17 protein-coding genes are annotated in these 25,589 nt (G+C 70.1%); 1 reads left to right on the top strand and 16 read right to left on the bottom strand.

Annotated features, from left to right (window positions below):
- Positions 1-36: 36 nt before the first annotated feature.
- From ACPL7H_RS04985 to hrcA, 15 genes are all read right to left on the bottom strand, one after another.
- Entirely contained in the window at positions 37-1,350 is a 1,314-nt protein-coding gene (locus ACPL7H_RS04985; protein ID WP_424795984.1) for a lactate racemase domain-containing protein, read from the bottom strand.
- Positions 1,351-1,376: 26 nt separating this feature from the next.
- Positions 1,377-3,680 carry a transglutaminaseTgpA domain-containing protein gene (locus ACPL7H_RS04980; RefSeq protein WP_424795983.1) on the bottom strand — a complete coding sequence of 768 codons (2,304 nt, stop codon included), beginning with the start codon at positions 3,678-3,680 and terminating at the stop codon, positions 1,377-1,379.
- On the bottom strand, positions 3,677-4,921 hold the full coding sequence (locus tag ACPL7H_RS04975) for a DUF58 domain-containing protein (protein WP_424795982.1): 1,245 nt from the start codon (positions 4,919-4,921) through the stop codon (positions 3,677-3,679). Before ACPL7H_RS04975 ends, ACPL7H_RS04980 begins: the two co-directional genes overlap by 4 nt.
- Positions 4,922-4,927: 6 nt before the next feature.
- Positions 4,928-5,914: an AAA family ATPase gene (locus ACPL7H_RS04970; RefSeq protein ID WP_424786192.1), complete on the bottom strand. Its 987-nt coding sequence runs from the start codon at positions 5,912-5,914 to the stop codon at positions 4,928-4,930.
- Positions 5,915-5,953: 39 nt separating this feature from the next.
- Positions 5,954-12,217 carry an Ig-like domain-containing protein gene (locus tag ACPL7H_RS04965; RefSeq protein WP_424795981.1) on the bottom strand — a complete coding sequence of 2,088 codons (6,264 nt, stop codon included), beginning with the start codon at positions 12,215-12,217 and terminating at the stop codon, positions 5,954-5,956.
- Positions 12,218-12,412: 195 nt separating this feature from the next.
- A complete protein-coding gene (locus tag ACPL7H_RS04960) occupies positions 12,413-13,141 on the bottom strand; it encodes a hypothetical protein (RefSeq protein ID WP_424795980.1) in 729 nt (242 codons plus the stop codon).
- Between the two features lie 24 nt (positions 13,142-13,165).
- Positions 13,166-14,701, bottom strand: coding sequence for a serine/threonine-protein kinase (locus tag ACPL7H_RS04955; protein ID WP_424795979.1), 1,536 nt, complete (start codon positions 14,699-14,701; stop codon positions 13,166-13,168).
- Positions 14,702-16,564: an FHA domain-containing protein gene (locus ACPL7H_RS04950; protein ID WP_424795978.1), complete on the bottom strand. Its 1,863-nt coding sequence runs from the start codon at positions 16,562-16,564 to the stop codon at positions 14,702-14,704. It lies immediately after the preceding gene.
- A complete protein-coding gene (locus ACPL7H_RS04945) occupies positions 16,561-17,472 on the bottom strand; it encodes a PP2C family protein-serine/threonine phosphatase (RefSeq protein ID WP_424795977.1) in 912 nt (303 codons plus the stop codon). Before ACPL7H_RS04945 ends, ACPL7H_RS04950 begins: the two co-directional genes overlap by 4 nt.
- A 67-nt stretch (positions 17,473-17,539) precedes the next feature.
- On the bottom strand, positions 17,540-18,997 hold the full coding sequence (locus tag ACPL7H_RS04940) for an alpha/beta hydrolase family protein (protein ID WP_424795976.1): 1,458 nt from the start codon (positions 18,995-18,997) through the stop codon (positions 17,540-17,542).
- Between the two features lie 42 nt (positions 18,998-19,039).
- Positions 19,040-20,005, bottom strand: coding sequence for a GTPase Era (gene era / locus ACPL7H_RS04935; protein WP_424786199.1), 966 nt, complete (start codon positions 20,003-20,005; stop codon positions 19,040-19,042).
- Positions 20,002-20,487, bottom strand: coding sequence for an rRNA maturation RNase YbeY (gene ybeY / locus ACPL7H_RS04930; protein WP_424786200.1), 486 nt, complete (start codon positions 20,485-20,487; stop codon positions 20,002-20,004). Before ybeY ends, era begins: the two co-directional genes overlap by 4 nt.
- Positions 20,484-21,527 (bottom strand): PhoH family protein, encoded by a 1,044-nt coding sequence (locus ACPL7H_RS04925; protein WP_424795975.1) that lies wholly within the window; start codon positions 21,525-21,527, stop codon positions 20,484-20,486. Before ACPL7H_RS04925 ends, ybeY begins: the two co-directional genes overlap by 4 nt.
- A 113-nt stretch (positions 21,528-21,640) precedes the next feature.
- Positions 21,641-22,759, bottom strand: a complete 1,119-nt coding sequence (dnaJ, locus tag ACPL7H_RS04920; RefSeq protein WP_424795974.1) for a molecular chaperone DnaJ — start codon at positions 22,757-22,759, stop codon at positions 21,641-21,643.
- A 24-nt stretch (positions 22,760-22,783) separates the two neighbouring features.
- The gene (gene hrcA, locus ACPL7H_RS04915) at positions 22,784-23,812 is read right to left on the bottom strand and encodes a heat-inducible transcriptional repressor HrcA (RefSeq protein WP_424795973.1); all 1,029 of its coding nucleotides are present in this window, start codon (positions 23,810-23,812) and stop codon (positions 22,784-22,786) included.
- Between the two features lie 185 nt (positions 23,813-23,997).
- Between hrcA and ACPL7H_RS04910 the strand changes: the two genes are divergently transcribed.
- On the top strand, positions 23,998-24,870 hold the full coding sequence (locus tag ACPL7H_RS04910) for a DUF3097 domain-containing protein (protein ID WP_424795972.1): 873 nt from the start codon (positions 23,998-24,000) through the stop codon (positions 24,868-24,870).
- Between the two features lie 7 nt (positions 24,871-24,877).
- Here ACPL7H_RS04910 and ACPL7H_RS04905 read toward each other — a convergent pair whose 3' ends face one another.
- Complete coding sequence (locus tag ACPL7H_RS04905) at positions 24,878-25,582, bottom strand: hypothetical protein (RefSeq protein ID WP_424795971.1); 705 nt, start codon at positions 25,580-25,582, stop codon at positions 24,878-24,880.
- Positions 25,583-25,589 lie beyond the last annotated feature (7 nt).

Below are 25,589 nucleotides of genomic sequence, written 5' to 3'. Positions count from 1 at the left end.
GCCCGGCCAGGTAGGGGCTGGCTCATGACGGCGGTCTCAGTGGTGTCGCTCGTGCGCGGACCGGGCGGCCAGCCGCTCGCGGGTGGCCCACAACCCGGCCGAGGGGGTGGAGATGTAGAAGACGCGTTCGCCGTCATCCATGGTGTTCCAGCCGTCGGTCATGATCTCGGGATCGTAACGGCGAAGCGCCTCGCCGGGGTCCATGTACCGGTAGCCGACGGACTCGATCTCGGCCCGGGTCAGCCCGCCGGGGGCGTAGGTGATGGTGAATCGGCCCTCGGGTGAGCCGTGCACGAGGTGGGCGGTGCCGTGCGGAATGTCCTGCATGTCCGCCTCCACCGCGTAGTGGGCCAACACTTCCTCCTTACTCAGGTATCCGTACTTGCGGATCAGCGCATCGACCTCGGGTTGCTCGCCGAACCGCTCGACACCGGGGGCGATGACCACGAGCTCACCGCCGTCGGCCATCGCCATCCGGGTGCGGTACACAGCCTTGTTCGCCACCCAGGTGGCCCGGAACTCATCGGCCTGCATCACCGCGACGATCTTGTCCACCGGCTCATCGAAGGGAATGATGTTCTGCTCGGTGCTGGCGCGGGCAGCGGCCAGGTAGGTCTCCAACCCGTCCCCCACGTACACGCCGGTGTGGCGCAGGGTGGAGTCGGAGTCGTAGTCCATCACCACCTGCAGATAGACGTCGGGCAGGTGGGACAGGAAGCGCTCCTCGGCGTAGTTGAACGCCTGGCGCACCGGAGTGAGCAGATTGCCCAGGTTGTTCTCGATGCCGTAGACGGCCGAGGCCATGTGGGAGGCACCCAGCAGCCGTTTCCCGCCGAGGCCGATGAAGTAGTTCTTGTTGTGGTTGGCGAACCCGAGCACCTCGTGCGGCACCACGTGTCCGACGTTGATGATCAGGTCCCAGTCCCCGGTGACGGTCATGGTGTTGACGTCGATCGGGATATCCCAGGCCACCGCCCCCCCAGTGAACTCGGCCACCTTCTCGGCCGGCACGGTGCCGAGGTGGGTGACCCCGTCCTTCCAGTCGTGCACGTGGATGCGCTCATGCGGCACGGAGCCGAACATGAAGGTGTTGTCCGCCGGGGTGTGTGGCACGTGCTGTCCCAGGGTGGGGATCAGGTGCACGTCCGCCCCGGCGTCGGTGAGCAGGTGATAGAGGTGCTCGGTGATCCAGCCGACGCCGGAGTGTGCCCGGGTGATGTCGGGCGGGAGCAGCAGCACCCGGCGCAGGTCCGCGATCCCCAGCCGGCTGCGAGCCTGGTCGATCAGTTCGACGCACAGGTCCTTGATGGTCTGCTCGCTGACCCAACGTTCCTCGTGATGGAACCACATGGGCCCAGCCTATCGTCGCGGGTACCTCAGCGGCGAAGCGATCGCGGGGAGAAGTGGGAACGGAACCTGGCTCGCCGCCCCACGCTCCCGCGCAGCCGGGATCGGGCGGCCCGCACCTCGACCCAGAACGTGGCCGCCTCCTCCTCATCGGGCAGGCGCGGACCGAAGACACCCGCGTCGGCGGCGATGGCCAGCCCCGAGGTGCCCGCGCCCTCGAAACGGGCGTCCAGCTCGGCAGCGGCCTCCCGGCGGGTGAGCCCGTCGGCGCGCCCGGATCCGAGGTCGATCGCCTGATCCTCCAGCTCGGTCCACCCCCCGGCGATCCGCCGGTCCGGTGTCCCGACGGTGCGCCGGCGCCGTCGCCGTCGGGCCTTGACCGCAGCGATGATCAGGAACGGACTGAGCAGCAGCAACAGGGGGATCGCCGCAACGGCGGCGATCAGCGCCCAGGTTCGCTGCTCCTGCTCATCCTCGGTGGTCTCGTCCTGGACCTCCGCGTCGTCGCGGTCCTCCGGTGGCACGTCCGGGGGTTCCTGCGGGGGATCCGGCGGCTGCAGCACCTGGGGCTGGGGGTGGTCCAGGGGGTCGGGGTCCTCGGCCTGGGGCACCTGGTCCTCATCCGGCGTCGGGTAGAAGGGCAACCAGCCGTGCCCCTCGAAGGGCACCTCGACCCAGGCGGTGACATCCTCGCCCCGAACCTGCACCGTGCCGCCGGCGGGATCCACCTCGAATCCCATGACGACCCTGGCGGGGTAGCCCAAGGCCCGCACCATCAGGGCCATCGCGGCGGCGTACTGCTCGTGGTCGCCCACCATCTGCTCGGCCTCGAGCATGTCCAGCATCCGCCCGGCCCCGTGGCCGGGCCGGGAGGGCACCTCGTTGACCAGGCCGTGGGAGAAGAAGCCCTGGGTGGACAGGGTCGAGGCGATCGCCTCGATCCGCGGGTAGTCCCCGGTGTACCCGTCGGCGAACTGGGTGGCCAGTGAGGAGACCACGTCGGGCACCTGACGGGGCTCGGGCAGTGCGAGGCTCTCGGCCACCAGACGCGTGGTCTCCAGGTCCTGGACGGGCTCGGGCTGATGGGCCGTCAGCTGGTAGGAGTCTCCCTCCCGCAGTCCCGCCGTGGTCAGGCCCGTGTGGGTGGCGGTGTTGTAGTAGAAGCCCTCGGTCTGATCGCTCGCGCGGGGCCCGGTGAACGTGACGTCGATGCTCATCCCGATATTGGGGACCCACACCCCACCGAGGGCGTCGACGTCCACCTGGATCCGGGCGGGGTCCTCGGGGACCTCCACGGTGATCCGGTCCCCGGTCCGGGTGAAGGACCCGGTAGCCGGGGTCTGCCCGGGCGTGACGTCCCAGACCATCCCGTCGTAGGAGTCCATGGTGGCCAGCCGCAGGGCCGGTGTGCCGGCCGGCACACCGGTGGCCCGCAGCAGGGTCTCCTCGCCCAGGTCATCCACGAAGTAGCGGAAGGCGGCCAGGGGGCTGGTGTAGTCGTGCGGGTCCGGCGGTGGCTCGACGTAGTCGCGCAACACCATTCGGGGCTGGCTGGGGGTCAGCACCAGGGAGGCACCGGTGCCGGCCACCGCCGCCATCCCGAGCACCACCGAGACCGCCAGCACGCGATTCAGTTCCAGTCGTCCGGCGCGTTGGGCCACCCAGGTCAGGCTGATCAGCACCCCGGCCACCCCGAGCACCCCGGGCAGCACCGAGAGCCGGGTGCCGAACAGGATCGAGGCCACCAGAACCGCACCCGGCAGGATCAGGGACAGGGAGTAGTGCCGGGCCCGTAGCGCGATCGTCACGGCGACCAGGGACCCAACGAACGCCAGCAGGTAAGGCAGCAGCAGCAGCGCTCCGGTGCTGCCCAGCGGCGGGGCGATGGTCAGGACCTGTTTCCATACGGTCACCACGCCCCGGCCCATGAGTTGCCAGGTGGTGGGAGTGGGGATGACCCCGCCGATCGCACTGCCGGGGGCGACCAGGCCGCCGAAGGCGAAGAACGTCGGCAGCGCCACCGCGAGCACGGTCAGGGTGTGCCAGCGCACCATCGCCCCGAGCACCGCGATCGTGGTGCCGAGCACCAGGGCGACGCCGGCGACGAGGAAGAGCCGCGCCGACAGGTACACCGGTTCCAGGGGGGCCAACGCCATCGCGATCAGCAGCACCGGCACCACGATCGCCAGGACACGCTCGGTGGTGAACCAGCCGGCTCCGGGCCACCAGGACCCGCGGCCGACGCGGTCGCGCCGGGTCCCGCCGCCCGCCGGGCCCGAAGCGGGGACCGGTGAGCCCTCCGGCGGCCTCGCTGCCGGTGCCGGGGCGCTCACACGCGCTCCAGCTTCCGGAACCCCCGGGGCAGGTCCTCCAGGGAGCCCAGGGTCAGCGTGGTCACCTGTCCGAGCCGGCGCACGGTCGATTCGGCCCCGATCCGCGCCTGGATCGCCAGGGACCGCACGCCCAGGGGCAGGACAGCACCGGCGGCGCGGATCTCCCGCGGCCCCACCTCGGAGCCGCACAACAGCACCACCACCGTGGCGCGCTGGACGTCCCGGGTGACGGCACGAGCCAGGTCCACCAGCGTGCTGGGGCTGTGGACCGCCTCCAGCCGGGTCAGGTCATCGAGGAGTCTGCGTGTGGTGGTGCTCGAGATCACCTCGTGGCTGGCCATCGCGGTCAGGTCCTTCGAGGCGTGGATGGCCTCCAGACCCAGGGAACCGAGTGCGGAGATGACCAGTTCGAACTCCTCCGGGTCACCGTAGTCACGTTCCTGGGAACTCATCGCCACCACCATGTGGGAGCGCCGGGTCTCCTCGAACTGGCGCACCATCAAGGTGCCGGTTTTGGCCGAGGAACGCCAGTGCACGTATCGACGGTCATCCCCGGGTCCGTACTCGCGCAGCGCGTGGAAGGACAGGTCCGCGTTGGTGACGTCGCGGGTCTCCTGGCCCTCCAGGTCGTGCAGGAAGCCTGCGGCGGACGAGCCCATCCGGACCGTGCGGGGGTGGACGTAGAGTTCCTCCGGATCGGTCCACAGCACCGAGCGGCGCACCAGACCGAGCGGGTCACCGCGAACCGAGGAGACCGGACCCACGGTGATCACGCCGCGCCGGGCGGTGGGGATCACGAACAGTTCATCGTGCTCCTCCGCCGGGGCCAGGGCCGGCAGAGCGAAACTGGCTCTGCTCCCGCCCACCGGCAGTTCGATGCGGGCCGGCAGCACGGGCCGGTCCCCGACGTTGCGCACATCGACCCCGCCCATGGCGCGCTCCCCCACCACCACCCGGCCTTCGCGCAGGCGCAGTCCGATGGCGTAGGGGTGGCGGCCGATCGCGAAGATCGCGGCCACCATCACCGTCGCGGTGAAACCCGCGCCCAGCACCACCAGTTCGACCCAGCCGAGCATCCGCCCGGCCACCAAACCCACCACCCCGAGGGCGAGCAGCACCCACGCGGCGCGGGAGATCCAACTCAACGCCTGTGTGGTGCGACGCACCTGACCGACCAGTTGGGTGACCGTCCGGGTCACCGAACGGGTGGTCTCGGGTGTGGATGCCTGGGTGGTGCTCACGAGGAATCAGGAGGCTCGTTGCGCCGGAGGATTCACCTCGGTGAGGATCCGGGCCAGGGAACCGGCGGCGCTGGCGCCCTCGAACTCCGCCTCGGCGTCCAACACCATCCGGTGCGCCAGCACCGGTTCGGTGAGCTCCTTGATGTCATCGGGGATGACGTAGTGGCGGCCCTGCGAGGCAGCCCAGACCTTGGCGGTCCGCACCAGTGCCAAAGCGCCCCGGACACTGGAGCCCAGTGCGATCTCGGGAGCGGCGCGGGTGGCCTCGACGAGTTCGGTGACGTAGGTCAGCACCGCCGGGTCCACATAGACCGTGCCGGCCAGTTCGGCCATGTCCACTACGGCCGGGCCGGTGATCACCGGGGTCAGGGAGGCGGTTCGGTCCCGCACCGCCGACCCGGCCAGGATCCGGGTGGTGGCCTCGGCATCGGGGTAGCCCAGCGAGGTACGCATCAGGAAGCGGTCGAGCTGGGCCTCGGGCAGCCGGTAGGTGCCGGCCTGTTCGATAGGGTTCTGGGTTGCCAGCACGATGAACGGGCGGCCCACCTCGTGCGGGACACCGTCCACGGTGATCCGGCCCTCCTCCATCACCTCCAGTAACGCCGACTGGGTCTTGGGCGAGGCCCGGTTGATCTCATCGGCCAGCACCACCGAGGCGAAGATCGGGCCCTTGTGGAAGTCCCACTCCTTGGCCTCCTGGTCATAGATGGTCACACCGGTCACGTCGGAGGGCAGCAGGTCCGGGGTGAACTGGATCCGGGAGTGTGACGACTGCACGGTCGCCGCCAGTGACCGGGCCAGCGAGGTCTTCCCGGTGCCGGGGAAGTCCTCCAGCAGCAGGTGCCCGTTGGACAGCAGACACGTGAAGGCCAACCGGACCACGTGGTGCTTGCCCAGGATCGCCTCGGAGACGTTCTGCACCAGGCGCTCGAAGGTCTCGGCGAACCAGGTGGCGCGCTGCGGCGTCATCGTGGCGTGGTCAGTGACGGTCATGAGGTCCTCTGGTTGCTGGGGCTGTGCAGGTTCGGGGAGTTACCAGTTGCGCGTCTCGATGACGGCGTTGCCCGGCGCCCCGGAGATCGTGGGACGCACCGTCGCGGTGCAGTTGGAGCCGTAGTGCGGGGGTGTGTATCCCTGGTGGGTGATGATGGCGCTGCCGTTGCCCCCCATGGACATCCGGTAGGGGCCGTTCCGCTGGGAGGTGTCGAAGGTACCGCACTGGCTGCCCGAGGCCCGCACATTGACGTCATGGGTCCCCGCGGGCCAGTCCGACCAGTGCAGGCGGAACGTGTGGCAGTTCGTACCACGGTCGCAGGGCCGCGCGTCGCCCTTGGTGACCCAGGCCCGGGGTACCGGTGGCGGTTCCGGTGGTGGCGGGCGGTCCGCGGCGCGCCGGGAGTCCGCCGCGACCGGCGAGGTCTGACCGTGGTTGTTCACCCAGCGGACCTCGATCCGGTGCGTCTCCTCCCAGTCCCCGCGCAGGGAGGTGCTGTCTGTGGGTGTGCCGCGCTGCCAGGAGGTCCAGCCGCTGCTGCCGCTGCGGGTGCGGTACTCCGAGCGCTCGATGCTCGCGCCGTTACCGGACGGGGAGCGCCAGGAGAAACTCACCCGCCGCTCATCGACGTCAGAACTCACCGACCCCGCCACCGGCGGCCCGTAGGGGGTGAAGGAGTTGGAGGAGGCACTCCACTGCCCGCAGTAGGTGTTGCAGGCACGCACCTGCGCGGTGTAGCTGCTGCCGTTGTTCAGGCCGCTGATCCGGCCGCCGGACGGCAGGGCCTGCACGCTGCCGCCGTTGAGGCGGTACTCATAGCGGGAGATCGGTTGCCCGTTGTCGTTGGGGGCGGTGTAGGAGATGGTCGCCCGGCCGTTCTCCCCGTCCGCGGAGGCGCTGACCCCCTGCGTGCGGCCGGGTGCGCCGAAGGAGCGCACCGGGGTCGACTGCGGCGACGCCTCGGACTCCCCCGCACGGTTCTGCGCCACCACGGCGAAGGTGTAGTCGTGGGCGTTCTCGACGTTCACGGTCCGCTGCCGGGTGCTGCCCCCGACGGTGATCACCGGCTGCGCCACACCGTCCTTGTACATGTACAGGTGGTAGGCGTCGATGGAGTCACCGTTGGTGTTCGGCTCGGTCCAGCTGACCTGCAGTTGCCCGCCGGCAGCGATGTCCACACGGGTGGCGCGCGGCGCGTCCGGCTGGAAGGGCGGTCCGGAGGGGATCTCCGCGGCCGACCAGGCGCTCCAGTCCCCCGGGTCAGGGGCCTCGTTCACCGCGCGCACCTGGAAGGTGTAGGCCTGACCGTTGGTCAGTCCGGTCCAGGTGTGGCCGGTGCCGGTCACGCTCACCTGATCGCTACCGCCCCCGCCGGGTGAGATCCGCACGTCGTAGTGCGTAATCGGGGTGCCTTCGTTGTTCGGCTGGTTCCAGTTCAACGTCAGCTCGGTGTCACCGAACTCCACGGTCGGCGCCCCGGGCGCATCGGGCTTGACGTCCGGGCGGGCGTCACCGGAAGCACCGCTGGCCGGGGACTCCCCGACCGCGTTGATGGCAATCACGGTGAAGTTGTACACGGTGCCGTTCGTCAGCCCCGTGATGGTGCAGGTGGTCGACCCGCACATCTGGGAGACTCCGCCGCCCTCCACCCGGTACCCGGTGATCGGTGAGCCGTTGTCGGTCGGCGGGCTCCAGGACAGTTGCGCCTGCTGGTTGCCCACCGACTCCACTCTGGGCGGCGCCGGGGCCTCCGGCGCCCCGATCACCGCAGCGCTCACCCGGGCCTGGACCTGGCGGTCCGGGTCGCCGGTCACATCCACGACGGTGTAGACGATGGAGAGCCGGCCCACGTAGTCGGACCCGGGGGTGAAGGTGACGTTGTCGCCACTGACGGACACGTCGGCCACACCGGCTTCGGTGGTGGCGAACAACAGCGTGCGCGCCTCCCCCGGGAACGGGTTGGAGTCGTTGGCGAGCACATCGACGGTCACGCTCTCGCCCTGGTGCACCTCCCCGGCGTCGTCGTCATTGGCTACGATCAGCGGCCGGTTGCTGGCGGTGGCGGTCAGGGTGATCTCGCCGGTCACCGAGGCGCCCTCGGGATCGGTCACCTCCACCTCCATGACCTCCTCGGTGCCGGGGGTGGTGTCGTTGCCGGCGGAGGCGGTGAGGATGTTCGCGTCGTCGATCGAGGCGTCGAACCCGGCCGGGACCGAGACGATCTCGTAGGTGAGCAGGTGCACCTCGCCGTCGGGGTCCTCCGCCAGGCGCTGCAGGTTCAGGCTGCCGGGGTCCCCGCCCGCTTCCAGTTCCAGGGAACCGGGACGCATCTGGGGCGCCACGTTCTCGACCGAGTGCACCGTGATGTCCAGGGTGATCACCGAACTGCGCAGCCCGTCCACGTTCAGGTCGAGGGCGTCGGTGACCTCGAAGGTGATCGTGGCCGGCCCGTGGTACCCCTCCGCGGAGGTGTAGGCCAGGGTCTGTTCATCGACCACCAGTTCGGAGCCGTCGGAGTTGGTGGCACGAACCAGGGAGAAGTCGGTCAACTGCACCGGGTCCCCGGACATCGAGGTCACATGATCATCCAGGGGGATCTCGATCCGGTCACCGGAGTCGACCTCGATCGGCGGAGCATCGGAGCGCTTCACCGGGCCGGTGTCCTCCAGGCCCGGAACCTCCACGAACGCGTAGGAACTCAACTCGTCCTCGTCGGTGATCTGGTAGGTGATGACCTGGCGCTCCGGCGTCAGATCCACCTCCAACTCCCTTCCGTCGACGCTCAGCCGTGCGGTGGGGTTGCCCTCGGGAACCGACAACCTCAGGGCGTCGACGCTGCCGTCGGGGTCGTAGTCGTTCTCCAGCACCCCGACGGTGATGGTCTCCATGCCTGCGATCGCGTCCGCGGGGACCTGGTCATCCACCGCGACCGGTGGCTGCGGATCCGCGTCCGGGTCCACGGTGATCGACAGGGTGCCCACGTCCTCCCCGCCGTTGCGGTCGCTCACGAGATACTGGATCAGATAGGTGCCGGGCTCGCTCGGGGACGTGAACAGCACGGTGGCGTCCCGGATGCCGACGTCGGCCAGGCCCCCGTCGTCGGCGATCGAGGGGTCGCCGAAGACCAGCCGGTCCCCGTCCGGGTCGGTGTCATTGGCGAGCACGTCCACCTGGACCTCACGGTCCGGGCGCACCGTCACCTCGTCGGGCACGGCGACCGGGGGCCGGTTCCGGTCCGGGGGATTGATCACCCCGACCGTGATGCTGGCGGCGGCGACCGCGCCGAGACGGTCCTGGACGGTGTAGCGGAACTCATCGGTGCCACGGGAGTCGGTGTAGGGCTGATAGTCCAGGTACCCCGGACCCTGCTCCACGATGCGACCCAATTCCGGGGAGGACTCCACACCGAGCACCCGAACCGAGTCACCGTCGGGATCGATGCCGTGGGTGTTGATCGGGATCCGCACCCGTTCACCGGCGAAGGCACGGGAGACCACGTCCTCCGGTACCGGCGGGGAGTTCGACTCGTCCCCACTGGCGACCACATTGACCGTGATCGGCGCCGAGTGGGACTGTCCGTTCTCGTCGGTGATGCGGTAGACCCCGGTCACGGTCTGCGGGGTGTCAGGGGCCATGTACCGGACCACGTCACCGGCCACGAACATCAGCCCGGCCTCCGGTTCCTCCACCAGGTCGGTGTCGAGGGAGAACTCCAGCCCGTTGGGGTGGGAGTCGTTGGCCAGCACCGGGATGGTGACGTAGTCCCCCACCCGAACCCGGGCCGAATCGCGCACCGCGATCGGGGGCCGGGCGGCCTCGGCGTGCACCAGGGGCAGCACCTGCACCTCACCGACGGCGCTCTGGTCCCCGTTGGAGACGGTGTAGGTCAGGGTGACCGGCTCGGACAGGGTCTGGTTGGAAGAGATGCGCAGCAGCCGGTGGTCCACGATCGCCACGTGCAGCCCGAGTCCGGGCGGCACGTCGATCTGCTGCACCGCCAGCACCCCGCCGGCCGGGTCGGAGTCATTCTCCAGCACATCCACCAGCACCGAGCCACCCGGCGGCAGGAGTGCGGTGTCGGCCACCGCAACCGGCGGTGCCCCCTCGTCCTGGCCGACGACGCTGACGCGCACCAACCCGGTGGCCGAACTGCCGTCGTCATCGGCCACGATGTACGTCATGTAGTAGTCGTCGGCGATGTCGGACGTGAAGGTGAACGTGCCGGCATCGTTGTCGGTGACGATCTGTGCGTTCGGCACCTGCTCCACGTGCGACAGGCGCAGCGGGCGGCCGTTCGGGTCGATGTCATTGACCAGCGGCTCCACCGTGATCGTCTCCCCGACGAACGCCGTGGCGAAGTCGAACACCGCGGTCGGCGGGTAGGGCCCGTCCGGGAGCACCTCGATGTCGATGAGCACCTCACCGATATCGGTGCCGTCCCCCACGAGCACCACGATCTGCTTCAGGCCCACCTCGATGCCACGATCGGTGATGCTGGTCAGCCCGTTCGGAGAGGTGATCACCTCCAGGCTCTCCGGCGCCTCGGCACCGATCACGTACATCGGATCGCCGTCGGGGTCGCGCACATCGTTCATGATGTTGACCTCGACGGACTCGCCGGCGACCACCTCGGCGCCGATGTCGCGCAGTTGCTCGGGCGGCGAGTTCTGTCCCGGCGGCACCACGTCCAGGCTCACCTGAGCGCTATCGGTGCCCCCACGGCCGTCATCGGCGGTGTACGAGAAGCGGTGCTGGCCGCTGGCTTCCGCGGCGACGTGGATCTGCAGGGCGCGTCCGCCCAGCACGTGCTCCACGGTACCGAAACTCTCCGGCACATCCTCGAACTCGGAGACGGTGAGCAGGTCGCCGTCGGGATCGGAGTCGTTGTCCAGAACCGGGAGCATCACGGTGCGCCCTGCGCGCACTCCGAAGGAGTCCGGCTCGGCGTTCGGGTCGCGGTTCTCCGCCTCCCTGTCCAAGGGGACCTCGTCACGGATCTCCTGCAGGGACTCCTCTTCCTCCTCCTGCTGATCCTGGGGCGGGGTGATGTCCTCCCAGTTGTCCACCAGGATCAGGGTGTCCTCCAGCATCCAGGAGTCACCATTACGCATGTCGTTGAGCACCGCGAGCTGCCGGTTCACCCGGAACACCAGGTCCGCACCGGCGCCGGCGGAGGGGATCGCCTGTTCGACCGGGTCGGCGCCGCGGCAGGTGCGCAGGTGCAGCGGCGCGGACCCGGTCCAGGCCCCGTGCAGGCAGCCGCTCACCTGCACCGGCTGAACCGGCTCCCCCGGCGTCTGCACCTTCCACACCACGGGTTCGCCGCCACGCAGCGGGACCTCGATCAGGGCGTCAGTGGTGGCGATCGCCACCGAGTTCCCGTCTGGACTGGCCGCCTGCAACCGCGCCGAGGCCAGATCCACGTCCAACCCGGACAGGTCCAGGACGTTCTCCCGTGGTTGCACAAGCACAGCCTCGACCGGTGCGTCCGGGCCCTCCTGGCGCATACTGAGCACCACCGGGGTGGTGCCCACGGCGGTCATCTGGGTCTGGACGCTCGCATCGAAGTAGGCCTCCTCGAGTTGGCTGATCTCGGGCTCCAGGGCCTCGAGATCCACCTCCTCACCTTCGCCGTCCTCCTGTTGTGCGTCCGTGTTGGCGTCCTCGCCGGCGGCGTCGGTATCGTCGGGCTCGGAGTTCTGCGCACCGGTTCCGCCGGAGTCCGCGTCCGTCGCACCGTCGTCGGTGATCGACTCTGCCGCCGCGCTCCGCTCAGCCCGCAGTTCGGGGCTCACGGTGAGCAGTTCCCCGCTCAGGCCGTTCAGGCCGAAGGCGGTTCCGTCGTCGGCCACGACGTGGGCGGCCTGGGCTCCCAGGTCCGCCAGCGGCGGGGCGGTGCCCTCATCGAGCACGCCGAGTTCGTCCAGACCGAGCACGTGGTATTCACCGCTACGGGAGTTCAACACCCCCACGGTGCCCTCGCCCATGGCCACGTCGGCGTTCGCGGGCAGTTGTGTAGCCGGCCCGGAGGTCGCGACCTGCGCGGTGTCGACCCGCTGGATGGTGCCCGAGGCCAGGTCGCGCATGAACACCACGTCGTGACGTTGCAGCAGGTCGATGTTCTGGCTCGTCGCCGCCAGGGAGGCGTCGATCTGCTGGACCGGGTAGTTCAGCCGGCCCATGGCCAGTTCGGTGCTGTTGGAGACCCACACGCCGCCGTCGTTCAGTTCGACATCAGCGGTGGCCACGCCCTCGTAGTTCAGGCTCAGGGCCACCACGGTACCGAGCACGAGGGACACCACGGTCGCACTTGCGATCCTGCGGCGGCGTATCGTCGTGCGTGCCCGCACTCCCAGACTCCTCCCCGGTTCCCCCGGCACAACTGACGGGGGCCACACCCCGTCCCGGTCCGAATCCTAACGGATGGACGTGGGCGTGGACATGGGCTGTTCTACCCGCCCATCGGGGTGGACGTGGGCTGCCCTAGCCGCCGCGACTCAGGAACCGGTCCGGGCTTCCTCGGCCCGTTCCAGGCTGGCCCGCCGGTAGTTCTCCTCCAGCAGGTCCAGATCGCCGGCCACCACCAGGCGCGAGGCAACGGCGTGCTCGACCAGTCTGGCCCGCCGGTTCACCGCCAGCTTCTGCTGACCACCGCGCAGGCCACGGATGCCTTGCCGGGACAGTTTGTCGCAGACGTTGTCCAGTTTGCGGTTGAACCGCGTGATGGTCCATCCCAGTTTCGCGGCGGCCTGGGCCGACGTGGGGATCGACGCGCTGGACCCTCGGCCGCGCAGCACCGCCTCGGCCAGGGACAGGATGAGCAGCTTCTGCGACTCGGTCAGGGCGACCGGGCCGATCGTGGTCTCCCCCACCTGGGTACGTTCGGGAGAAGAGGACTCGAACGTGGGCGTCTCCCCCACGATGCCGACCTCATAGGTGGTGGGCCCGGCGGTGAACAGCACCGAGGTGCGGGCGAACACCAACGGCAGCCGGGCACCGGGAGCGAGCCAGGCCTGCATGTTGCCCTCGGAGTCGGAGACCGTGGCCGACAGGCGGGAGCCGGTGTTGGTGAGCCACCACAGGTCGTCCTGGTAGGCGATCGTCAGGAACTGTCGGTGCAGGTAGGGGTTGTCATCGACAACCAGGTCCCCCTCGCGCCCGATCGTGAACGGTTTGGTTCGATCGGCATCGAACCATTCACCGCAGAACTCCACCTTCAACGTCATCTTCTACCCCCAACACCGACCATCCTAGGCGCACGCCTCGCTCCATTCCGACAGCCTAGAGCTCTCCACCGAAATTGCGGCGACTTCCACGCAGACCCGCTCCGGAACGTCGGTGAGGGTGATCTCGGTCTCGGTGATGCGTTCGGTCCCGGTATCGGCGCCGCCGACCTGGCGCCAGGCGTAGGCGAGGTCGGCATCGAACTCCGGGGCCCTCCATGTGAAGGTGACCTCGTCCTCCCCCTCCACGCGTTGCCCGGTGAGCTGCTCGGGCGGTCCCGGACGGGAGGCGTCGGTGACCGGCGGATCGGGGGGTGCGGTAGTGGGGTCGGTGGGTGGTGGGGGATCGTCGGGAGCGTTGACCGCGCCGTAGATGACCACCCCGCTGACCACCAGGATGACCAGGATCGAGGCCGCAAGCGTCAGCCAGCGCAGCCGGCGGCCCCGGCGCTCGTTGCCGCCGGCCTCCTGGTCGGGGCCGACGCCGGCGTGAGGGGGGCCGTCCCGGCCGGCTTGTGCGGGGGCACCGGCGGAGTCTGCGGCCGGGACGACGCCGGGGGTGCGCACGCGCGTTGCCTCGGTGTCTACGGCGTCCCCTCCGGTGCGCGGGGCGGCCGGGATCTCCACGACCGAGCGCACCCGGGTGCGCAGGTCCTCCCCGACGGTATCGGGCACCTGGATCCAGGAGGTGTCGGGCAGGTCCAGGCTGGTCTGAGCCAGCTGGAGTTCCTGTTCGACCCGCTGGAGTGCGCGGGCGAACTCCGCGGCCGTGCCGAACCGTTGTTCCGGTGCCTTGGCCATGCCGCGCTGCAACACCTGCTCCAGGGAGGGCGGGACGTCATCTCGCAGCAGCGGCGGCAGCGGATCGCGCTCGATCCGACCGATGATGTCCAGAGCGGAGTTCTTCCCCTCCCGGAGTTCGAAGGGGGATCGACCGGCGAGCAGGGTGTACACCGTCGCCGCCAGGGCGTAGATGTCCCCGGGAGTGCCGCGCTCGGCGTGCTCGTCGAAGAATTCCGGGGCCGACCACGGGATCGACATCCCCACCGCCTCGGACTCCTCGCTGGCGTGCTGGACGACGGATATGCCGAAGTCGGTCAGTGCCGGCCAGCCGTAGTCGGTGGTGAGCACGTTCGCCGGCTTGATATCGCGGTGCAGAATGCCGGCCCGGTGGGCGGTCTCCACCGCACCACCCAGGCGGACCCCGATCCGCAGGGCCTCGGCCACGCCCAGCGGCGCGGTGCGGTAGCGCACCGACAGGTTCGGCCGCGGGCAGTACTCCATCATCAGGTACGGGCGTCCGTCGTCGGCGGTGTCGGCGTGGTAGATCGTGACGATCGAGGGATGGGCGGACAACTGGGCCATCACGTTGGCCTCGGCCACGAACTGTTCACGACTGGCCGCGTCGGTGGTCGGCGCGAGCAGCACCTTCACCGCGACGCTACGCCGCGGTAGCTGCTGGGTGTACAGGAAGACGTCGGCGAAACCACCCGAACCCAGGAGTCGTTCGTAGGTGAATCCGGGGATCTGCGGGGGTTGCGAGGGTGGACGGCTCGGAGCCACCTAGCGTGCACCACCCTGGTACGGGCCGTAAGGGTCCACGACGGGCCCCGCGCCGCCGGCGGATCCGTAGCGGTCCGGTGGTGGCGGCACCCCGGGTCCCTGCGGGGGTGGGCCGTACGGGCCCGGCTGGGACGAGGAACCGGGGGCCGGCGGTTGGCCATAGTGCCCGGGCTGGGCCTGCGCGCCGGTTGGCCCGTACGGATTCGGCTGGCGGTAGGGTGCGGGCCGGCCGTACGGAGCCGCCGGTGCGGCCGGGGTCTGCCCGGGTGCGGGTTCGCCGGTTCCGGCGCGGGGAACGGGTTCGGATTCCCCGCCGCCGTCCTGGTCGTTGTGGACCTCCGCGGTGACGCCGTCCCCGAGGTCGATCACCGCTCCGGCACCCACCGGGATCGCCTCGGCGGGATGCAGGCGGCGGGCCTCGGCACCGGGCAGCGTGACGACCGTGCCGTTGGTCGAACGCAGGTCGGTCACCACCACGTGGTCACCCTCGGGCTTCAGTTCGACGTGGGTGCGGGAGATGTCCTGCTGCGGGCTGGGCACAGCGACCAGGTGCGGTGCGACCGGCCCCTCGAACCGGGTGGCCTCCGGTGCCCGGCCGAGCAGTGCGGGCCGGTCAAGTTCGACCCGCTGTCCGGTGGAGATCACCACTACCGGCACCACGCGCGCGGGTTGTGACCCGGCGCCGGCCAGGACCGTGTCCTCCCCGACCGCCTCCTGTCCGCCCGAGTTCAGGGCCTCCCGCAGATGCGCCACAAGGACGGTGTGGCCGTCGTGGTCACCGTCGTCCTCATTCGCCTCGCCGGCGACGTCCTCCCCGGTGGCGTCCCCGGCGGCGACGTCATCGGAATGATCTGACTCGTGCTCGCCGGTGCTGCAGCCACCGCCGACCGCGGGGGCGGGGAACACGGTCGCCTCTGAGAAGTGGTCGCTCCCGGCGGCGGATCCCGGGCGATCGGATTCCGCCGTCTCGGCCGTGTCGTCTTCCTCGGCTTCGAGGACGGCGGCCTCAGTGTCGGAATCGGCGCCGCTGTCGGCGGCACTGTCAGCGTCGGCGCTCTCCGCCTCCGCCGAAGCCCCGGTGTCGGCGACCTCCGCCTCCGCCGAAGCCTCACCGCCCTCGCCCTCCGAGGTCTGGCCGGCCTTCATCGCCGGGACGTTCCAGGGCAGGGAGTCGATCAGACCACGGTCACCGCCTGCCTCCGATCCCGCGGTCCCTCCGTCGGACTCCGCCGCATCGTCAGGCTCATCCGGCGTCTCGGCCGCACCGGCGTCCTCAGCCTCAGCCGGGGTCTCAGGCTCTTCCGCACCCTCGGGCTCGTCCGGGGTCAGGACCCCCTCTTCCGGCCCACCCTCCACCGGAGTGTGCTTCCGCGCGTCGGTGTCGACCTCACTGGCGGCAGCCGTCCCGGCGAGGGCGGAACGCTCCGCGTCCTCCGACCCGGACTGCACCGCTGCTGCCGCCACCACACCCGAACCCAACGGCCACTCCTGGCCACCGTCCTCGGGCCCGCTGACCCGCAGGCGCTGCGGGAGGGGACCCACGTGCTCGCGCCAGGTACTCATCCCCTCGGCCCGGATCTCGGTTCCGTCGCAATCGACACTGACCTGCCCCCGCACGAGGACCCTGACCTGGGTGCCCTCGGTCCGGACCAGCGCGAAGTCCGGGAGTGCGGAGAGACTTCCCCCAGCGATCGCCTCGAGCCACGCCGACAGCGGGCGCTCGGCCACCATCGCCTCCCAGAGGGACCGGGCGGTCACGGCAGCGAAGTCCGGGGCCAGCAGCGCCAGTCCCCCGGGCGCGACCAGGCCCGTCCAGGTCCCGCTGCGGTAGGAACTCATCATCACCTCATCAGCCTCTCTCATCGGATCGCACCGGCTCGTGGAAGTGTGTCATCAAGCTCCGCGCCGGCATCAGCTGAAGATGCGCGCCGTCCACCACACCGGGGTGCAGTGGACTGCGCGGCGCCGTCGGCGAGCAGATCCACCACCACCGCCGACACGTTGTCGCGTGCACCGGCTCTGGTGGCCCGCTCCACCAGGTCCCGGCAGGCCTGCTCGGCATCGCCCGGAGCGGCCAGGGAGGCGGTCACCTCATCGGGTGTGAGTTCCTCGGTGAGGCCGTCGCTGCACAGGAGGAGCCGTTGCGGCCCTCCGGCGTGCAGCATCCAGAAGTCGACGTCGACATCGTGGCTACTGTCCACCGCTCGCGTGATCACGTTGCGTTGCGGATGCTCGCGCGCCTGACCGGCGGTGATGGCGCCGGCGTCGAGCAGTTCCTGCACCACCGAGTGATCCACGCTGACCTGGACGAGTCCGTCCTCGTCGTAGCGGTAGATGCGCGAGTCCCCCACGTTGAACGCCAGCCAGTACGGCACCCCCTGCTGGGTGGTCAGGACCAGACCGGCCGCGGTGGACCCGGCCAGCGGGGGCTCCCCCGACCCAGGATCATCGTGTCCCCCCGTCTCGCCGGTGGGCCGGGCTCGCGATTCAGGCCGGTCCCCCTGTGCAGCCCTCACCCCGGCGCGGATCAGGTCCCGGGAGTGGTCGATCACCGCCAGGATCTGGGCCGGCTCGACCGGTGCGCCGGGCTCGAGTCCGGCGGCGAAGGCCTCGAACGCCTCCACCACGCACTGTGCCGCCAGGGCACCGTAGACGTGCCCGCCCATCCCGTCGGCCACCAGGAATACGGGCGGGGCGGCAAGGACGGCGTCCTCATTGACCCGGCGGCGTCCGCCGGCGTCGGTGACCGCACCCCAGTCCGTGTGCACCACGCACCCCTTCTCCTGCCTCGATTGGGCCCGATCCTACCGACCGCACCCGGGCCCGGCGGTCCGGCGCTCACACGAACGAGGGGAACACGCCCCAGTACGCGGCGATGATCAGCAACGAGACCGCACCCAGGTGTACCAGCCACCAGACCAGGCGTCCGGGCCCGCGCCAGACACCCAGTGCGCGCGCCCGGTGGGTGCGCTCCAGCGAGGCGTACAGCACCCCGGCGGCGAGCACCCCGGTGCCCAGCACCAGGAAGTAGCCTCCGACGACGACGAGGTCGTTGCGCAGATAGTTCAGGGCGTACTGGGCAACCTGGGTCAGGTAGGCCACGAACATCACCAGCGCCGCCAGCGCCGCCAGCGCGGTCGCGGCGGCGTACCTGGCAAGTGATGCGGGCATGATCGGCTCCCGCGCGCGCTGCGCGATCCGGGCCCCAGCCCACAGCGCGGGCCCCAGCACCAGCAGACCGAGGGAGCCGAGCAGGGTGTACATCACCCAGTCCCCATCGGCGTACCAGCGGGGTGACGCAACCGGGGCTGCGGCGTACCGCTGTTCCGGCTCGGCGCCGGCCACCTGGGGGACGGCGCTGGCCGTCTGCGGCAGACCCTGGGTCCAGCGCGCCAGGTCCCGGGTGAACCCCGGGGCCAGATCGCCGTTGGAACGGATGCCGTGGTTGGCGCCGTCGTAGTAGCGCACCGTGAACTCGTCGTTACCGGCGACCGCCAGGTCGTCGCGCATCACCACCGCCCCCTGCACCACCGGCATCGAGGCATCATCGGTGCCGTAGACCATCAGCACCGGCACATCGAGGCGCTGCTGGTAGGGGCTGGCGTCGAAGTCGGCGTACTCGAACCCCCCGCCGGGGATGTTCATCCCCACCGCTCGTGGGATCGCCCGCAGCAGTGCCCCCGGAGCGCCGGTGTTACGCAGGTAGACGTCGGCCGCGAATGCGACTTGCTGACGGGGCTGGACCACCGGGGCGGAGACCAGCACCACGAAGTTGACCTGGTCGTAGGCGGCACCGGCCACCGTGGCGATGTAGGCGCCTTCGGACTCCCCGTAGATACCCGTCTGACCGGAATCAACTCCCGGCCAATCGGCGAGTACGTCGAAGGAGACCATGTAGTCGGCCGCCATCTGGACGTAGTTGCGGTTGCGCACCGTGTAGGTGTCCATCCGCTTGGCCGGCACCAGCACGTAGAGACCGGCGCTGGCGAGCTCGCGGGCCTGGTCGGCGAAGGAGGTGGCCCGACCGGTTCCGGCCCCGTGCATCAGCAGGATGCCCGGCCGGTCCGGCCCGGCATCGACGGGATAGGTCAGGCGTGCCGGCACGCTGACCTCACCCAGATCGACCTCGAAGTCCTCGCTGGCGGTGGCGTAGGTGCCCACCGGGTCGGTGCGGACGTCGGAGCCGATGGTGGTCTCCCGGGTCTGGGACTCCACCTGGTCCTGGATCAGCTCCGGGTGCCAGCGAGGCCCCGCCAACGAGCCGATCGTGCCCAGGATCAGCACCAACCCGAGCACGGCAAGCCACCTGCGCACCACCAACGCGAGCCCCCCGGGTACTCAGAAGCCCAGACGCTGTAACTGCTTGGGGTCACGCTGCCAGTCCTTGGCGACCTTCACGTGTAGGTCCAGGAACACCGCGGCACCCAGCAGCGCCTCGATCCCGGCCCTGGCCCGGGTGCCCACCTCGCGCAGGCGCGCACCCTTGGCACCGATCACGATGCCCTTCTGTGAGTCCCGCTCCACGAACAGGTTCACCCGCACATCCAGCAGGGCGCGACCATCCTTGGCCGGGCGGTCCCGTTGCACGATCTCCTCCACGACCACGGCCAGGGAGTGTGGCAACTCATCGCGCACCCCGTCCAGGGCGGCCTCGCGAACCAGTTCGGCGACCATCACCGAGTCGGGCTCGTCGGTCAGATCCCCGTCCGGGTACAGCGGGGGCGACGGCGGCAGGTGGGAGAACAGCACACCGGTCAGCACGTCGAGCTGGTGGTTGGCCAGCGCTGAGACCGGCACGATGTCGGCCCACGAACCGAGGTCGGCCACGGCAAGCAGGTGCTCGGTCAGCGCCGGCCTGCTGACCACGTCGGTCTTGGTCACCACGGCCACCACCGGGGTGGTGGCATCGGCGAGCTGCGCGGCGATGTACCGGTCCCCGGGCCCGATCGGTTGATCGGCGGGTAGACAGAAGACGATGAGATCCACCTGCGACAGGGTCTGCATCACCAGGTCGTTCAGGCGCTCCCCCAGCAGGGTGCGAGGGCGGTGCAGGCCCGGAGTGTCCACCAGGACCAGTTGGCCGTCCGCACGGTGCACGATGCCGCGGATGGTGTGCCGGGTGGTCTGAGGACGTCCGGAGGTGATCGCCACCTTGTGCCCCACCAGGGCGTTGGTGAGCGTGGACTTGCCCGCGTTCGGGCGTCCCACCACACAGGCGAAACCCGCCCGGTACTCGGGACTCGCCTGCTGCCCGCCCTGCCCCTGGTGAGGCGCCCGGGCGGACTCCTCTCCCGCCTTCGTCATGAGCCCTGCTCGGAGCGGCCCGGAACCGTGGGCCGTGAACCGAGGAAGGTGAGCAGCAACCGGCGCTGCAGGGCGAACATCTCCTTCTCCTCCTCCGGCTCGGCGTGGTCGTAGCCGAGCAGGTGCAGGATCCCGTGCGTGGTGAGCAGAAGCATCTCCTCATCGGCGGAGTGTCCTGCGGTGCGCGCTTGGTCGATGGCCACCTGCGGGCACAGCACCACCGATCCCAGGATGCCTTCGGAACTCGGTGTGCCGGGGCTACCGGGGCGCAGTTCATCCATCGGGAAGGCCAGGACGTCGGTGGCCCCGGTGGCGTCCATCCACCGCTCGTTCAACTCGGTCATCACCTCGGCGTCGACGAAGCGAACCTCGAGTTCGGCCTGGGGGTGAACATGCATCTCGTCGAGCACGAAGGTGGCCAGTGCCGCGAACTCGGACTCATCCACCGCGTGCGCGGACTCGTTGGCGACCTCGGTGCTCATCGTCGTCGTCCCTCCTGGGAATGGGCGCTGCGACGGTGCATCTCGCTACGGCGCAGGCCCTCGTCATAGCGCCCGTAGGCGTCGATGATGTCGGCCACCAACCGGTGCCGCACCACGTCCTTGCTGGACAGTCGGCAGAAGGCGACGTCGTCGATGTCGTCGAGGATCTCCTGCACCACGTGCAGTCCCGAGCGGGTGCCGTCGGGCAGGTCCACCTGGGTGACGTCACCGGTGACCACGATCGTGGAACCGAATCCCAGGCGGGTCAGGAACATCTTCATCTGCTCCGCGGAGGTGTTCTGGGCCTCGTCCAGGATGATGAAGGCATCGTTCAGCGTACGGCCACGCATATAGGCCAGCGGCGCCACCTCGATGGTGCCGGCCGCCATCAGCCGCGGGATGGACTCGGGGTCAAGCATGTCGTGCAGGGCGTCGTAGAGCGGGCGCAGGTACGGGTCGATCTTGTCGTTCAGGCTGCCGGGCAGGAATCCCAGCCGCTCCCCCGCCTCCACCGCGGGCCGGGTCAGCACGATCCGGTTCACCTGCTTGGCCTGCAGCGCCTGGACGGCCTTGGCCATCGCCAAGTAGGTCTTTCCGGTGCCGGCCGGCCCGATCCCGAACACCACCGTGTTGGCGTCGATGGCCTCCACGTACTGCTTCTGTCCCAGCGTCTTGGGCCGGATGGTGCGCCCGCGGCTGGACAGGATGTTCATGGTCAGCACCTCGGCGGGGCGTTCCATGGTCGCGGCGGTCAGGATCGTGATTGCCCGCTCCACCGCGTCGGCGGTGAGCGGCTGGGCCGAGGAGGCGATCTGCGTCAGTTCATCGATGAGCCGCTTGGCCAGGTCCACATCGCCCTTGGGGCCACTGAGCGCGATCTGGTTCCCGCGCACGTGCACATCGAGGCCGGGGAACCCCTCCTCCACGGCACGGAGCACCTCATCTCGCTGACCGAGCAGGGCCACCATCGGGACGTGCGCCGGTACGGTGACCTCCTCGCGGACATGGCCGGGTTGCGGTTCAAGGGTGGGATCGGTCATGGGCCGGGCCGTCGCCCAGGGTCTCCTTGCTCGGACGGGGTCCACACATCGTGGGGACCGGACACTGCGGAGTCTACGAGATCGACCGATCCGGCCGTGGTCTGGCCCTCGGGTCAGCGTCCGGAGAAGCGGTCCCGCAGCCGTGAGAACATCCCGGAGCCGGCCGGGGCCAGCCGCCCCTGCGGGCGTTCCTCACCGCGCTCGGCGGCCAGGTCCTTGAGTAGCCCCTCCTGGGTCTCGTCCAGCCCGGTGGGCACCCTGACCTGGATGTGTACGTGCAGGTCACCGCGGCGGCCACCACTGCTGAGCACACCCACGCCCAGTCCGCGCAGGGTCAGGACCTCCTCGGGCTGGGTGCCGGCACGCACGTCGATGTCCTGGTCGCCGTCGAGGGTCTCGATGGTCAGCACCGTGCCCAGCGCCGCGGCCGTCATCGGCAGTTCCACCGTGCAGTGCAGATCGTTGCCGCGGCGGGTGAACGTCGGGTGGGACTTCTCCCGGATCTCCACGTACAGGTCACCAGGGGGTCCACCGCCCGGACCGGTCTCACCCTGACCGGTGAGTTTGATCCGGGTGCCCTCGTCCACCCCGGCGGGGATGTTGATGTTGATGGTGCGGCGGGAGCGGACGCGACCCTCGCCGGAGCACTCGGCGCACGGGTGCTCGATCACGGAGCCGAAGCCCTGGCAGGCCGCGCACGCCTGGCTGGTCATCACATTGCCGAGGAAGGAGCGGGCTACCCGCTGCACCGAACCGCGGCCCCCGCACATGTCACAGGTGCGCGGACCCGTCCCGGGCGCACAGCAGGTGCCGTGGCAGGTTTGACAGACCACGGCGGTGTCCACCTCGAGGTCCTTGGTCACCCCGAAGGTGGCCTCCTCCAGCGTGACGGTGACCCGCAGCAGCGCGTCCTGGCCGCGCCGGGCCCGCGGGGTGGGGCCACGCTGGCCGCCGCCACCGGCAGCGGCGGAGAAGAAGTCGAAGATGTCGGAGAACGGGAAGTCCCCACCGCCACCGCCGTTCATCCCACCCAGTCCGCCGGCGTCGTACTGGCGACGCTTGTCCGGATTGGACAGCACGTCATGGGCGGCGGCGATGTCCTTGAACTTCTCGGCACCATCCGCTCCGGCCACGTCGGGATGGTGCTGGCGCGCCAACTTACGGTAGGCGCGCTTGATCTCCTCGGTACTGGCGTCGCGTTCGACACCGAGAACGGCGTAGTAGTCGCTCACTGATCGCTTTCTTGACTCATCGACTCAGGCGGACAGGATCCTGGACAGGTAACGCGCCACGGCGCGGACCGTGGCCATCGTGGTGGGGTAATCCATGCGGGTCGGGCCCAGGACCCCCACCTGGGCGATCGCCTGGCTTCCGGTCCCACCGTAACCCCCCGCGACCACGGAGGTCTCGGACAGGTGCTCGGAGGAGGTCTCGCGACCGATCCGTACCGCCGGCGAGGCACCGGAGGCGTCCTCGGCCATCTCCGAGAGCAACCGCAACAGCACCACCTGCTCCTCCAGTGCCTCCAGGACCGGTGAGATGGTGCGGGTGAAGTCGGTGTCGGATCGGGCCAGGTTCGCCGTCCCGGCCATCACGATCCGATCCTCGACGTCCTCCCCGACGGTATCCAGCACCGCGCTCACCACCTCGGCGACCATGGCCCGCTCCTCGGGGTCGAAGACGTTCTCCAGATCGGTCAGTGCGCTGCGCAGCCCGGGCAGTTCCCGGCCGGCACCCAGGGCGTTGATCCGGGCCCGCAGTTCCCCGAGCACCGCCGCATCCATCGCCTCGGGCATCGCCACCATGCGCTGTTCCACGCGCCCGGTGTCGGTGATGATGACCACCATCAACCGGGTAGCCGAGACGGGGATCAGTTCGACGTGGCGCAGGGCCGACCGGCGCAGAGAGGGGTATTGCACCACGGCCACCTGCTGGGTGAACTGGGCGAGCAGTCGCACGCTGCGCTCCAGCACGTCGTCGAGGTCCACCGCGCCCTCGAGGAAACCGGCGATGGCACGGCGCTCAGCCACCGATAGGGGCTTGAGCGCGGCGATCTGATCCACGAAGAACCGGTAACCCTTGTCGGTGGGGATCCGGCCGGCCGAGGTGTGCGGCTGGGCGATGTAGCCACCGTCCTCCAGCGCCGCCATGTCATTGCGGATCGTCGCCGGTGACACGCCGAGGTTGTGCCGTTCCACGAGGTTGCGGGACCCGACCGGCTCACGGGATCGCACGTAGTCCTGCACGATCGCGCGCAGTACCTCCAGTTGACGTTCCGAACTCATCCCGGGCCTCCTCTCCGCGTGGTCCCTCATCATGCGCCTCATGGTCGGCACCGGCGCCCCGAGGGCCCTTGGTGCCGTGATCGACCGCCACCGGCGGCAGTGTGGATCAGCACTCACCGGTTTCGAGTGCCAATTCTACGCGTCGCTGCGCCGAATACCCCAGCGATGTGCGTAGCCTCACCCGGATGAGCCCTTCGCAGTATCCAGGATTCGATCGTTACGGCACCGACGTGCTCTCCGCCGACCCCCACCCGGTCGCCGCACCGGTGCCCAAGGTCCCGGCCCAGGTGGGCCTGGTGGTGGAGGACGCCGAGACAGGCTTCACCGGTGCGGTGGTGCGGGTGGAGAAGTCCGGCGGGATGGTCGTGGTGGTACTGGCCGACCGGCACGAGAAGGAGCGGGCGTTCCGGCTCGGGCCCGGGTTCTGGGTGGACGGTAAGCCGGTGCACCTGGTCCTCCCACCGGCCAGTGCTCGGACTACCCGGGCCCGCACCGCCTCGGGTTCTCGCGCCGTGACCGGCGCCCGGGCTCGGGTGGCCCGGGCTTCCCGGATCTGGGTGGAGGGACGCCACGACGCTGAACTGATCGAGAAGGTCTGGGGCGAGGACCTGCGCCTGGAGGGAGTCGTCGTGGAGATGCTCGACGGCGTGGATCACCTTGCCCGCGCCGCAGCCGACTTCGCGCCCGGTCCGCACCGGCGCCTGGGGGTGCTGGTGGACCATCTGGTGCCGGGATCGAAGGAGTCCCGGATAGCGGCCGAGGCGATGCGCGCATGCGGCGCGCAGAACCTGCTGGTGCTGGGGCACCCGTACGTGGACGTGTGGCAGGCGGTCAAGCCCGCCCGGCTCGGGCTGACCCAGTGGCCCTCGGTGCCACGGGGCGTCGACATCAAGGTCGGCACCCTGACGGCACTGGGTTGGCCGGCCGAGACCCAGGCCGATGTCGCGCGTGGCTGGAAACGCATCCTGGGCCGGGTGCGGTCCTACCAGGACCTGGAGCCGGCACTGCTGGGCCGGGTGGAGGAACTGGTCGACTTCGTCAGCGCAGGTCCCCAATGACGGGCGCTCAGCCGCGGAACAGGGTGAACACCCAGTAGCCGATCAGCACCCCGGCCGGGCCCGCCGCGGCGATCAGCACGCTGCGCCGCACCACCGCACCGGCCTGCCAACTCAGCACGGCGGCCGCCGCGATCAGCACCACGATGGCCGCCGAGACCACCGGGGGCCACGCGCCCAGCCCCACGATCGCGGCCAGGCCCAGGACCAGCCCGATCAGGATCGGCATCAGCATCCACGCCGCTTGCTCCGGGACTTCCGGACCGGACCGTTCCTGATCCGCACCGGAGGGTTGGGCAGCGCCCGCGTCACCGGGTGCGCCATCGGGCCGGGACGGTGCGCCGATGACGCCGGTCGTTGCCTCACCGGGTCCGGGCGCCAACGTCTGGTCGTCGCCGGCGTAGCCGGGACCGGGCGACTCGCCGGCCTCGGGCGGTTGCACCGGATCGATCCGGAAACCGCCCTCGGCGGCGGTGGGGTAGGCCGAGCGCAGCGGCGGGGCGGCAGCGTAGTCGCCGACGGGCCAGGGCCCTCCCGGCTCGCCCGGTTCCCCGGTGCCGGCACCGGGTGGAGGAGTGGTGGGGGTCGGCGCGGTCGGTGCGGTGGGCCCGGCCGGCTGCCCGGCCGACGGTTGCGTCGGCGGCACACCCGGCTGGTTCGTCGACCGCTCGGCCGGCTCGACCGGATCGGCCGGCGTCGGCGCTTCCTGAGTCATCCCACCC

Origin of the sequence: Pseudactinotalea sp. Z1732, from assembly GCF_049724975.1 — a bacterium.
Lineage (GTDB): Bacteria > Actinomycetota > Actinomycetes > Actinomycetales > Beutenbergiaceae > CALKWS01.
Note: the sequence above shows the minus strand (reverse complement) of the source record. Positions and strands in the feature narration are given on the sequence as shown.